13 protein-coding genes are annotated in these 12,246 nt (G+C 65.3%); all 13 read left to right on the top strand.

Annotation, left to right across the window (positions count from 1 at the left end; translation table 11 throughout):
* The first annotated feature begins 31 nt into the window (after positions 1 to 31).
* The 13 genes from tig (at position 32) to BCL67_RS01085 (ending at position 12,182) form a co-directional block, all read left to right on the top strand.
* On the top strand, positions 32 to 1,417 hold the full coding sequence (tig, locus tag BCL67_RS01145; RefSeq protein ID WP_106121633.1) for a trigger factor: 1,386 nt from the start codon (positions 32 to 34) through the stop codon (positions 1,415 to 1,417).
* A gap of 203 nt (positions 1,418 to 1,620) precedes the next feature.
* The gene (locus tag BCL67_RS01140; RefSeq protein WP_036476421.1) at positions 1,621 to 2,229 is read left to right on the top strand and encodes an ATP-dependent Clp protease proteolytic subunit; all 609 of its coding nucleotides are present in this window, start codon (positions 1,621 to 1,623) and stop codon (positions 2,227 to 2,229) included.
* Positions 2,230 to 2,294: 65 nt separating this feature from the next.
* The gene (locus BCL67_RS01135) at positions 2,295 to 2,963 is read left to right on the top strand and encodes an ATP-dependent Clp protease proteolytic subunit (RefSeq protein WP_106121632.1); all 669 of its coding nucleotides are present in this window, start codon (positions 2,295 to 2,297) and stop codon (positions 2,961 to 2,963) included.
* Positions 2,964 to 3,086: 123 nt separating this feature from the next.
* The gene (gene clpX / locus BCL67_RS01130) at positions 3,087 to 4,379 is read left to right on the top strand and encodes an ATP-dependent Clp protease ATP-binding subunit ClpX (RefSeq protein ID WP_106121631.1); all 1,293 of its coding nucleotides are present in this window, start codon (positions 3,087 to 3,089) and stop codon (positions 4,377 to 4,379) included.
* Between the two features lie 136 nt (positions 4,380 to 4,515).
* The gene (locus BCL67_RS01125) at positions 4,516 to 5,826 is read left to right on the top strand and encodes an extracellular solute-binding protein (RefSeq protein WP_106121630.1); all 1,311 of its coding nucleotides are present in this window, start codon (positions 4,516 to 4,518) and stop codon (positions 5,824 to 5,826) included.
* On the top strand, positions 5,823 to 6,833 hold the full coding sequence (locus tag BCL67_RS01120) for a carbohydrate ABC transporter permease (RefSeq protein ID WP_106121629.1): 1,011 nt from the start codon (positions 5,823 to 5,825) through the stop codon (positions 6,831 to 6,833). Before BCL67_RS01125 ends, BCL67_RS01120 begins: the two co-directional genes overlap by 4 nt.
* A gap of 2 nt (positions 6,834 to 6,835) precedes the next feature.
* Complete coding sequence (locus BCL67_RS01115; RefSeq protein ID WP_106121628.1) at positions 6,836 to 7,687, top strand: carbohydrate ABC transporter permease; 852 nt, start codon at positions 6,836 to 6,838, stop codon at positions 7,685 to 7,687.
* 21 nt (positions 7,688 to 7,708) lie between these two features.
* The gene (locus tag BCL67_RS01110; RefSeq protein WP_106121627.1) at positions 7,709 to 8,956 is read left to right on the top strand and encodes an ABC transporter ATP-binding protein; all 1,248 of its coding nucleotides are present in this window, start codon (positions 7,709 to 7,711) and stop codon (positions 8,954 to 8,956) included.
* 183 nt (positions 8,957 to 9,139) lie between these two features.
* The gene (gene gcvH / locus BCL67_RS01105) at positions 9,140 to 9,526 is read left to right on the top strand and encodes a glycine cleavage system protein GcvH (RefSeq protein WP_106121626.1); all 387 of its coding nucleotides are present in this window, start codon (positions 9,140 to 9,142) and stop codon (positions 9,524 to 9,526) included.
* A gap of 36 nt (positions 9,527 to 9,562) precedes the next feature.
* On the top strand, positions 9,563 to 10,006 hold the full coding sequence (locus BCL67_RS01100; protein ID WP_106121625.1) for an FHA domain-containing protein: 444 nt from the start codon (positions 9,563 to 9,565) through the stop codon (positions 10,004 to 10,006).
* Between the two features lie 91 nt (positions 10,007 to 10,097).
* Positions 10,098 to 10,862 carry a transcriptional regulator FtsR gene (gene ftsR / locus BCL67_RS01095; RefSeq protein WP_106121624.1) on the top strand — a complete coding sequence of 255 codons (765 nt, stop codon included), beginning with the start codon at positions 10,098 to 10,100 and terminating at the stop codon, positions 10,860 to 10,862.
* A gap of 14 nt (positions 10,863 to 10,876) precedes the next feature.
* Positions 10,877 to 11,380 carry a bifunctional nuclease family protein gene (locus tag BCL67_RS01090; protein ID WP_106121623.1) on the top strand — a complete coding sequence of 168 codons (504 nt, stop codon included), beginning with the start codon at positions 10,877 to 10,879 and terminating at the stop codon, positions 11,378 to 11,380.
* A gap of 193 nt (positions 11,381 to 11,573) precedes the next feature.
* A complete protein-coding gene (locus BCL67_RS01085) occupies positions 11,574 to 12,182 on the top strand; it encodes a MerR family transcriptional regulator (RefSeq protein ID WP_106121622.1) in 609 nt (202 codons plus the stop codon).
* The last annotated feature ends 64 nt before the right edge of the window (positions 12,183 to 12,246 follow it).

Here is a 12,246-nt window from a genome sequence, read left to right as displayed (position 1 = left end):
ATTCACCAGTCATCGATCAGGAGCCCCACACGTGGTCAAGAGCACCGTAGAGAATCTGAACCCGACCCGCGTCAAGCTCACCGTCGAGGTGACTTCCGAGGAGCTGGAACCAAAGATCAAGGCGGCGTACAAGAGCATCGCCGAGCAGGTCCAGGTTCCAGGCTTCCGCAAGGGCAAGGTGCCGGCTCCGATCATCGACCAGCGCGTCGGTCGCGAGTACGTCATCCAGCAGGCCATCAACGATGGCCTCAACGACTTCTACCAGCAGGGTCTGGCCGAGGCCGACCTCGCCCCGCTGTCGCGTCCTGAGGTGGAGATCGAGGAGATCCCCGACGTCAAGACCAACGAAGGCGTGCTGAAGTTCACCGGCGAGCTGGACATCAAGCCAGTCATCGAGCTGCCCGACTACTCCGGCCTCGAGGTCGAGGTCGAGTCACGCTCCGCAGACGACGCAGCAGTCCAGGAGCAGCTCGACGAGCTCCGCGGCCGCTTCGGCACGCTCAAGGACGTCGAGCGCCCCGCCGCGAACGACGACTTCGTCACCATCGACCTCATCGCCACCGTCGGTGAGGAAGAGGTCGACACCGCCTCCGGCCTCTCCTACCAGGTGGGCGCAGGCACCATGCTCCAGGGCATCGATGAGGCCCTCGAGGGTCTCTCCGCCGGCGAGGACGCCACGTTCGAGACCACTCTGGCCGGCGGCGACCACTCAGGTGAGACCGCATCGGTCAAGGTCACCCTGCAGGCCGTCAAGGAGCGCGAGCTTCCCGAGGCCGACGACGAGTTCGCTCAGCTCGCCTCGGAGTTCGACACCATCGAGGAGCTTCGCGCAGACCTGAAGTCCAAGGCCGAGGAGAACCTCGTCGTGGAGCAGGGCGTGGAAGCACGCGACAAGGTCCTGGAGAAGCTCATGGAGCTCATCGAGGTGCCGGTGCCCGAGTCCGTGGTCGCCGAGCAGGTCGAGCAGCACTTCTCCTCCCAGGGCCACCAGCCCGGCGACGATCACGACACCGAGGAGCACCGCGAGGAGCTCTCCAAGCAGACCGCTGAGGCCTTCCGCAACGAGCTCGTCCTCGACGAGATCGCGCAGAAGGAAGAGATCGGCGTGGAGCAGAGCGAGGTCATCGAGTACATCGTCTCGACCGCCTCGCAGTACGGCATGGAGCCGAACCAGTTCGCGCAGATGCTCGATCAGGCCGGCCAGGTCCCGATGATCATGGGCGAGGTTCGCCGTCGCAAGGCGCTTGCCAAGGTGCTCGAGCTCGCCGTCGTCAAGGACACCGAGGGCAACCTCGTGGACCTGACCGACTTCGTGACCCCTGCCGGGGACGAGGATGAGGTCGAGGCCCCAGAGGCTGAGACCCCAGAGACCGAGAACACCGAGGCTGAGGCTTCCGAGGACACCAAGCAGAGCTGATCCAGCTCGCGACAGCAGGAGGGCCTCACCGCACAGGTGGGGCCCTTCTCTGCATCCAGGTGTTCTCTCCCAGTTGAAACCGTGTGCCAACAGCGAACAGTCCCATGCCGGGGGCTCACCCGGGGCGGGAGAACCAGTATTGTTCTTGCCGAGGGCACTGCCAGTGCCGACCCCAGCTTGACCCACCAGTGGAGGATGAGTCCATGACCCAGAGCCTGCCGAGCATGTCCAGCGTGGACCCCGCGTCCCGCGACGACTACATCTACAACCGTCTGCTCAAAGAGCGGATCATCTGGCTCGGTTCAGAGGTCCGCGACGACAACGCCAACGCCATCTGTTCCCAGCTGCTCCTTCTGTCCGCCGAGGACACCGAGAAGGACATCTACCTCTACATCAACTCTCCAGGTGGCTCCGTCACCGCGGGCATGGCGATCTACGACACGATGAAGTTCATCCCGAACGACATCGTCACCGTCGCCACCGGCCTCGCCGCCTCGATGGGGCAGTTCCTGCTCTCCTCGGGCACCCCGGGCAAGCGGTTCGCGACCCCGCACGCCCGTATCCTGATGCACCAGCCTTCCGGCGGCATCGGGGGCACCGAGTCCGACGTCCGGATCCAGGCGCAGCTGATCCAGCACATGAAGCAGGTCATGGCTGAGCTCACCGCGGAGCAGACCGGCCAGAGCCTCGAGACGATCTTGCGGGACAACGCCCGTGACAAGTGGTTCACCGCTGAGGACGGCCTCGAGTACGGCTTCTTCGACAAGATCGCCCAGCGGTCTTCCACCGTCTCCGGCGGCGGGGGAGTCTGAGCCCTCACGGGAGCAGGCCAGCCTCAGCCCACGATTCGCACCAGGACCACAGGAGCACATCTGACATGAACCCACTTGATCCTTCGGCACCAGGCCGCCCCTCGGCACAGCCCAGCGGCCCCTCGATGCCGGACTCACGCTACATCCTCCCCTCCTTCGAGGAGCGGACCCCCTACGGCTTCAAGCGCCAGGACCCCTACGCGAAGCTCTTCGAAGATCGCATCGTCTTCCTGGGCAGCCAGGTCGACGACGCCTCCGCCGATGACATCATGGCGCAGCTGCTGGTCCTCGAGTCGATGGACTCCGAGCGTGACATCACGCTCTACATCAACTCGCCCGGCGGCTCGTTCACGGCCATGACCGCCATCTACGACACGATGCAGTTCGTCCGCCCGCACATCCAGACGGTCTGCCTCGGACAGGCGGCCTCTGCCGCCGCCGTGCTGCTGGCCGCCGGCACGCCTGGCAAGCGCCTGGCACTGCCGAACGCGCGCGTGCTGATCCACCAGCCCGCCGTGGGCGGCACCCGCGGCACCGCCACGGATCTGCAGATCCAGGCCGATGAGGTGCGCCGGATTCGCACCTGGATGGAAGACGTGCTCGGAGACCTCACCAAGAAGTCCCCGGATGAGATCGCCGAAGACATCGACCGGGACAAGTTCCTCTCCGCCGCCGGCGCGAAGGACTACGGCCTGGTGGACGAGGTTCTCGCCTCCCGCAAGCTTCCGCTCTGAGGCTTTCTCAGCCGCAGCTCGACCCGTTCGGGGACGTTCCATCGGAACGTCCCCGAACGTGTCAGTGCCCTGAAGTACGCTATAGCCGGTAAGCACATCAGTTCTTAAGGGGATCCAACGTCCATGGCACGCATCGGTGAGAGCGCAGATCTGCTCAAGTGCTCGTTCTGCGGCAAGAGCCAGAAGCAGGTCCGGTACAAGCTGATCGCCGGGCCCGGCGTCTACATCTGCGACGAGTGCATCGAGCTCTGCAACGAGATCATCGAGGAATACCTCAACGAGGTCCAGGAGCCCGATGACTTCGAGCTGCCCAAACCGCGAGAGATCTACGCGTTCCTCGATGAGTACGTCGTCGGCCAGGACAAGGCCAAGCGCACCCTCTCCGTGGCCGTGCACAACCACTACAAGCGGATCCAGGCCACGGGCTCGGCGAAGAAGACCACCTCCCTGGAGAAGGGCCCGCTGGACGACGTCGAGATCGGCAAGTCCAACATCATGATGGTCGGCCCCACCGGCTCCGGAAAGACGTACCTGGCACAGTCGCTGGCCCGCAAGCTCCAGGTGCCCTTCATCGTCGCCGACGCGACCAGCCTCACCGAGGCCGGCTATGTCGGGGAAGACGTGGAGAACATCCTGCTGAAGCTGATCCAGGCCGCTGACGGGGACGTCAAGAAGGCCGAGCAGGGCATCATCTACATCGACGAGATCGACAAGATCTCGCGAAAGTCAGAGAACCCCTCCATCACTCGCGACGTCTCCGGCGAAGGGGTCCAGCAGGCGCTGCTGAAGATCCTCGAGGGGACCGTCGCATCGGTGGCCCCGCAGGGCGGGCGCAAGCACCCCCAGCAGGAGTTCATCCAGATCGACACCTCGAACATCCTGTTCATCGTCGCCGGCGCCTTCGCCGGACTGGAGGAGCTCATCGAGTCCCGCGCGGGCCGCAAGGGGATCGGCTTCGGTGCACCGCTGTCGACGATCACCAAGAGCGAGGCCAGCTACGGCGACGTCGAACCCGAGGACCTGCACAAGTTCGGTCTGATCCCCGAACTCATCGGTCGGCTGCCGGTGATCGCGACCGTCGAACAGCTCGACGCCGCCGCCCTCACCGACATCCTCACCAAGCCCCGCAATGCGCTGGTCAAGCAGTACCAGAAGATCTTCTCCATCGACGGCATCGACCTCGAGTTCACCCCCGAGGCGCTCGGCGCCGTGGTGGAGCAGGCCGAGCTGCGCGGCACCGGTGCACGCGGTCTGCGCTCGATCCTGGAGAACGTGCTGGGTCCCGTGATGTTCGAGCTGCCCTCCCGGGACGACATCGCGTCGGTGACCATCACCGCGGCCGTGGTCCGCGAGGGCGCCGAGGCAGAGCTGGTCACCCTGTCCGAAGCCAAGAAGTTCCGCAAGAAGTCCGCCTGACCTGCCGCTTTCACCCTTTTCAGAGCCTGTCTATTTGCTGGGCGCAAGCTGAGGTGTAGGCTCGATCACACGCAAGTGGCCTAGGCCACATCAAGTGATCGGGCCTTCGCGCCGGGTGACGAGAGGTGGAAGATTCATGGGTGAATCCCAAGGCTCCCCGCGGAGGGGACGGACGGTTCGCGCAGCCGGCACCGCACTCGCGGCAGCCATCCTGCTGAGCGGCTGTTCAGACAGTGAGGGCCCGCCCGTCCTCACCTGGTACATCAACCCGGACGACGGCGGGCAGGCGGCGCTCGCGCAGCTCTGCACCGAAGAGTCCGAGGGTGCCTATTCGATCCAGACCTCGCTGCTCCCGGCTGATGCCCCCTCCCAACGTGAACAGCTGGCCCGGCGCCTTGCGGCGAACGACGCATCGCTGGACATCATGTCGCTGGACCCCCCGTTCATCCCCGAACTGGCAGAGCCGGGATTCCTCGCACCGGTCCCGGACGAGGTCGCTGAACGCACCACCGAAGACACCCTCGAAGGTGCCCTCGCCGGGGCGATGTGGAATGACGAACTGGTCACCGTCCCGTTCTGGGCCAACACCCAGCTGCTCTGGTATCGCGAATCCGTGGTCGAGGAGGCTGGCCTCGACATGGACGAGCCGATCACCTGGGAGCAGGTCATCGACACCGCCCTGGAGCAGGAGAAGCTGCTGGGCGTCCAGGGGATCCGCGCAGAATCCATGACCGTCTGGCTCAACGCGCTGGTCGAGTCGCAGGACGAGTCCATCCTGGCCAATCCCGAGGCGCCCGCCGCCGAGCTTCAGACCAACCTCGATTCGGAGGTGGGAAGCCGCGCCGCCGAGGTCATCTCGATGATCGGCAGCGAGGGACTGGCCGGTCCAGGTGTCGCCTCGATGGACGAGAACCAGTCGATGCTGCTCTTCCAGGGGGATGAGGGCTCCTTCATGGTGAATTGGCCCTTCGTCTGGGCCGCCACCAACGCCTCCGCCGAAGAGGGCGTGGTCGACGCGGGACTCGTCGACGACATCGGCTGGGCACAGTACCCCCGGGTCGATGCGGACACCGCCTCAGCGCCTCCGCTGGGCGGCATCAACCTCGGAGTGGGTGCCGACTCGGAGAACCAGGAGCTCGCCTTCGAGGCGATCGAGTGCATCGTGGCTCCGGAGAACCAGACCGAGTACTTCATCACCAACGGCAACCCGCCGTCCTCGGAGGCCGCCTACGATGATCCGGCCCTGGAAGACGACTACCCGATGGCCGACGCGATCCGCGAGGCGCTCGACAACGCCGCCCCGCGACCGCAGACCCCCTTCTACAACGAGATCTCTACCGCGATCCAGCAGGAGTTCACCCCCATCTCAGGGGTCAGTGCCGAACAGACTCCTACACAGACCGATGCCTTCATCGTTGAAGTGCTCAGAGGGGAGCGTCTCCTGTGACAACCGCACCAGAGACCTCGCGGCGGCAGAAGCGCGAAGCCGCCGAGGCGTCAAACAACAAGAGCAGCGCTCGTAGGAACGGCAACGGCACGAAGCGGACCAACCGCGCCAAGTCAGAGGCGCGACTGGGCTGGCTGATCGCCGGACCTGCGTTCTTCATCATGCTGGCGGTCACCGCCTATCCCATCGCTCAGGCGATCTACGACTCGCTGTTCTCCTTCCGGCTCACCTCCCCGGATGACCGCTCCTTCGTATTCCTGCAGAACTACATGACCATCCTCTCCGACACGGAGGTCTTCTGGTCCGCCCTCGGTGTCACGGTGCTGGTCACCGTGGTGACCGTGGCCGTGGAGCTGGTGCTCGGCTTCGGGCTGGCGCTGGTCATGCACAAGGCGCTGCTGCGGATCCGCGGGGCGCTGCGCACCGCGATCCTGGTGCCCTATGGCATCATCACGGTGGTCTCCGCCTTCGCCTGGTACTACATGTTCGACATCAACTCCGGCTTCGTGAACAACTGGTTCGGCTGGGTTCCCGGCATCGACAGCGACCTCGACTGGTTCGCCAACTTCGGCACCGCGATCACGGTGATCATGGCCTCGGAGATCTGGAAGACCACGCCGTTCATCGCGCTGCTGCTTCTGGCCGGACTCGCCCAGGTCCCCGATGAGCTGGTCGAAGCCGCCAAGGTCGACGGCGCCAGCTGGCGTCAGCAGATGACCCGGGTGATCCTGCCCAATATGAAGGCCGCCATCATGGTCGCGGTGCTCTTCCGCGCACTGGATGCCTTCCGAATATTCGACAACGTCTTCATCATGACCAATGGCGCCGCGGGCACCGAGGTGCTCTCGCTGCTGGCCTATCGGACCTCCATCGGACGGCTCGAGATCGGATTGGGCTCCGCGGTCTCGGTGATCCTCTTCATCTGCGTGCTGCTGATCTGTTTGATCGCGATCAAGTTCTTCAAGGTCGATCTCGCCAGCGGCACCGATGCAAAGGGAGGTAAGTAGAGATGGCCTCCAACGGCAAGCTCACCGGGAAGCAGCGCCTGGGATGGACGGTGCTCACCGTCGTCGTCCTGCTCTATGCGCTCTTCCCCGTGGCAGCGATCCTCGCGACCAGCTTCAAGACCCAGGCGGACCTCGGCAATGCGGCCTTCCTGCCGTCGAACTGGACCTGGGCGAACTACGAGATGATCCTGGTCGGCGACGCCCAGGAGCTGTTCCTCACCGCCTTCCGCAACTCGATCGGCATCACGCTGATCGCCACGTTCATCGCGGTGGTGCTGGCCACGCTGTGTGCCTACGCCATCGCCCGGCTGAACTTCCCGGGCAAGAGGATCATCCTGGGCACCGCGCTGGCGGTCTCGATCTTCCCGGTCATCTCGGTGGTGACCCCGCTGTTCAACCTGTGGCGCAACATCGGGCTCTATGATACCTGGCTCGGTCTGATCATCCCGTATCTGTCACTGACCCTGCCGATCTCCATCTGGACCCTCGCGGCGTTCTTCCGCCAGATCCCCTGGGACCTGGAGCAGGCGGCGCAGGTGGACGGTGCCACCCAGTGGCAGGCCTTCCGCCGGGCGATCGTCCCGCTGGCGATGCCCGGCGTGTTCACCACCGCGATCATCGCGTTCTTCATCGCCTGGAACGACTTCGTCTATGGGATATCGCTGACCTCCACCGAAGCCGCCAGACCCGTTCCGGCCGCACTGGCCTTCTTCACCGGCGCCTCACAGTTCGAGGAACCCACCGGCGCGATCTCCGCGGCCGCCATCATCGTGACCATCCCCGTCGTCGTCCTGGTGCTGCTGTTCCAGCGCCAGATCGTCTCCGGACTGACCCAGGGCGCCGTCAAGGGCTGAGTAGATAAGGACTCCACTGCAATGTCATCCATCACGCTTCAGAATCTCGTCAAGAAATACGACGACGGCTTCCCCGCCGTCAATGACATCTCCATCGACATCGAAGACGGCGAGTTCATCATCCTGGTCGGACCCTCCGGCTGCGGCAAGTCCACGCTGCTGCGGATGATCGTGGGGCTCGAGGACATCACCGAGGGTGATCTGCTCATCGGTGGTGAGCGGGTGAACGAGAAGGCCCCGCGCGAGCGCAACCTCGCCATGGTCTTCCAGAGCTACGCGCTCTACCCGCACCTGACGGTCTACGAGAACATCGCCTTCCCGATGCGACTGACCAAGGGCAAGTTCACCAAGGAGGAGATCGACGAGAAGGTCCGCCATGCCGCGACCATGCTCGAGCTCACCGAGCACCTCGATCGGAAGCCGGCGAACCTCTCCGGCGGTCAGCGGCAGCGGGTCGCCATGGGCCGGGCCATCGTCCGCGAGGCCGACGCCTTCCTCTTCGACGAGCCGCTCTCGAACCTCGACGCCAAGCTGCGCGGCCAGATGCGCGCGGAGATCGCCAGGCTCCAGCGTGAGCTCAACACCACCAGCGTCTACGTCACGCACGATCAGACCGAGGCGATGACGCTGGGGGACCGGGTGGCGGTGCTGAAGAAGGGCCTGCTCCAGCAGATCGCGTCCCCGCGCGAGCTCTATGAGCAGCCGGCCAACCTCTTCGTCGCGGGATTCATCGGCTCGCCCTCGATGAACTTCCTTCCCGGCACCGTGGAGGGCAATGTCTTCTCCACCCCGCTGGGCAAGATCGAGATCCCGGACCGCGCGGCGAAGGCCGGCGCGGGACGCGAGATCGTGCTTGCCGGCATCCGTCCGGAGTTCTTCGACGACGCCTCCCAGCTCAGCGAGGCGCAGCTCTCCAAAGGCACCACCTTCACGGCCGAGATCAGCCACAGCGAGTGGATGGGCAACGAGCAGTACGCCTACGTCTCCTACGAGACCGACGAACGGGTGCAGGACACGCTGCGCAACCTCGCCGAGGAGATGGATGCCGATGAGCTGCGCACCCAGCTCGTGGTCGAGGTCGACGCGACGTCCCGGTTCCGCAGCGGCGACACCGCCGAGCTCTGGCTCGACACCCGCAGGATGCACCTCTTCGACCCGGCCACCGGCGAGAACCTGACCCGGGACGCGGAAGCCGGCGCGGAGCTGACCCGCGAAGCCCGGGAGGACCGCAAGCGCGACGCCGAACGGTTCGTCTCCCGGCAGAGCTGAGCCGCGGTCGATCCAGGTGTCACCGCCGCAGCCACCGCCCAGACAGACCGCAGCGGTCATATCCCCAGGCCAGCCTGGGGTGCTAAGTTATTCGCAGACAGACCTGACGCTCAGCAGGCCAGCCCGCCGCAAGGTGGCTGGCCGCTGTGCAGTCAACACCAGGCCTAAGAGTGGAGCGCAATCATGAGCACCGTCCCCGAAGAGTTCAAGTACAGTGCCGAGCACGAATGGATCGGCACCACCGACGACGCTCTCGTGGTGCGCGTAGGCATCACCGATTTCGCCCAGGACGCCCTCGGCGAGGTCGTCTACGTGGAGCACCCCGAGGTCGGCTCCACCGTCACCTCCGGTGATGTGGTCGGCGAGGTCGAATCCACCAAGTCGGTCTCTGACATCTTCGCTCCGGTGGGCGGCGAGATCGTCGCGGTCAACACGGAGCTCGACGAGAATCCGGGAGCCGTGAACTCCGCGCCCTACGGAGCGGGGTGGCTCTTCGAGATCAAGCTCGCAGAGACCTCGGCGGTGGACTCGCTGCTCTCTGCCGAGGATTACAAAAAGCAAGTAGGCTGAAAGCCGCCAGCAGACAGGCCGGCGAGAGGAGGCGACGTGGAAAGCACGCGAGAACATGACAACGGTCAGAGTGCGGCGGAGACGACGAGCATTTCGTTGCCGCCCGCTGACGCGCACCCCGGGGAGCCTCATCTCTCAGAGGATGACAAGCAGGCCATTGCAGCGCTGCCGAGGAACTCGGCTCTGCTCATCGCGCACAGCGGCGCGAATCAGGGAGCCCGCTTCCTGCTGGATCAGGACCTGACCACCGTGGGTCGGCACCCAGAGGCGGGAATCTTCCTCGATGACGTGACCGTGTCCCGGCGCCACGTCGAGCTGACCCGCGAAGGCCGAGGCTTCCAGATCCGAGATCTCGGCAGCCTCAACGGCACGTATGTGAACCACGACCGGGTGGATGAGTACGCGCTGAAGCCCGGCGACGAGGTCCAGATCGGCAAGTTCCGGCTCACCTTCTATGCCGGGTCAAGAGAATCCGACTGACCGGTGAGACGAGATCCCCGGGCGGACCGGACGGGAACGCTATCCTGAGGGTGAGTTCGTTCCCTCCCGCCAGCCTGAAAGAGGACACGCAGTGAGTGCTTCACCAGCGCCGAAGCCAAGGCCGAAACCGGCCGAGACCTCGACCGAGCGTGCCGCCACACACGTGTTCACCATCTCCGAAGTGCTGCGCGAGCTGCAGAACGAGTTCCCCGACCTGACCGCGTCCAAGCTGCGTTTCCTCGAGGAGCGCGACCTGGTCGAGCCGGCCCGCACCGCGTCGGGCTACCGCAAGTACTGCGCGGCCGACGTCGAGCGCCTCCGATTCATTCTCGCGCTGCAGCGGGACCGCTACATGCCGCTGGACGTCATCAAGCAGACGATGGACGCCATCGACTCGGGGGAGACCCCGGAGGCGCTCCCGCAGGCCGCGCCTGTGGGTCCCCGCGAGGTCACCGATGAGATGGCCGCACAGATCACCGGGCGCATCCGTCCGATGTCGCGCAAGGAGCTGCGCGCCCACTCCGGCGCCACCCGGGGGATGCTCGACACCCTGGAGAAGTTCCGCATCATCCAGGCGGACGCCGAGGGCAACTACAGCCACCACGATCTGAAGGCCGTCAAGGCGGTCCGCGTGCTCGCGCGCTACGGGCTCGAACCGAAACACCTGGTCAACATTCGACGCTCGGCAGACAACGAGCTGGATCTGATCTCACGGGCCATGGCTCCGCACGCGGCCCGCAAGGACACCGCGGCCCGGGCGCGAGTGGCAGAGTCCTCCAAAGAGATGTTGCAGTGCCTCAAAGAACTCCGTGCCTCAATCATGGACACATCGGTCGAGCAGTTGGACAAAAACTGACTTAGACTTGATCCATGGAGAGCCAGCTGGTGCCGCTGGATGTCGTGGGAGTTCGGATCGAGCTTCCCTCGAAGCAGCCTGTAGTGGTGCTCCGCGGTGCCGAACCTGGACTGGAGAACCTTCACGTGGCCGTCCTGGTCGGACCTGCGGAGGCCAACGCGGTCGCGATGGCCATGGAGAAGAAGTTCCCGCCCCGACCGATGACCCACGACCTGCTCGCCGAAGTCATGACCCGGCTGGGCTCCGGAGTCCGCTCCGTGGAGATCGGCATGCTGGACTCCTCGACCTACCGCGGCACCATCACCTTGGGCAGCGGTCGCAGCTTCGACGCGAGAGCCTCTGACGCGATCGCGGTCGCCGTGCGGGTGCAGTGCCTGGTCACGATGGACCGCGAGATGCTCACCCGGGTCGGGATCACCCCGCGCACCGCGGCCACCGGACAGCGTCCGATCTCCGAGGATGAGATCAAGGAGTTTCGCCGATTGCTGGACAATGCCGAGCCGGAGGATTTCGAGTGAACCGCCCAGGATGCGGTCTCGCGACTAGTGCAATCCCACGACACGCCGTAGAGTAAATTTCAAATGTCTTTGACCCGGCGCGGCTGCGGCAATACCGTCTAGGGACAAGGCCTTCGCATGCACCTTCCTCGTCGCTCTCGCGGCGCAGGGATGCGCTTCCCCAGCGGAGTCCAGCACTTCAGGAGGCTACCAGGTGGGTCCAGAATCGCACGCGGACTTCGAGCGTGTACGGCCAGGGCAGGCAGCTGCCCAGCAGCCCCTGTTCAGCGACGGCCTGCCCGAGCTGGACGAAGAGCTCGGATATCGCGGTCCGGTCGCCTGCGCGGCGGCAGGGATCACCTACCGTCAGCTCGACTACTGGGCTCGCACGAAGCTGGTCCAGCCCTCCATGCGCAATGCCGCCGGCTCCGGCTCGGCCCGACTCTATTCCTTCCGGGACGTCCTGGTGCTCAAGGTGGTCAAGCGGCTGCTGGACACCGGCGTCTCGCTGCAGCAGATCCGCACCGCCATCGAGCACCTGCGTGAACGCGGCGTCGACGATCTGGCACAGATCACCCTGATGTCCGACGGCGCCTCGGTCTATGAATGCACCTCCGCGGACGAGGTCATCGACCTCGTGCAGGGCGGACAGGGCGTCTTCGGCATCGCGGTGGGTCGTGTCTGGCGCGAGGTTGAGGCCAGCCTGGTCGAGCTGCCGCGCGAGCGCACAGAGCCCGAGACGGTGCCCGGCCTCGAGGTCCTCGACTCCTCCGCCGGGGATGAGCTGGCTCAGCTCAGGGCCCGCCGCTCCCAGGCCTCCTGAGGCCTCGTCCCGGCACGGTGACATAGCGGAAGGACCGCCCCTCGAGGAGGAGCGGTCCTTCCGC

The organism is Nesterenkonia sandarakina (assembly GCF_003003175.1).
Lineage (GTDB): Bacteria > Actinomycetota > Actinomycetes > Actinomycetales > Micrococcaceae > Nesterenkonia > Nesterenkonia sandarakina_A.
Note: the sequence above shows the minus strand (reverse complement) of the source record. Positions and strands in the feature narration are given on the sequence as shown.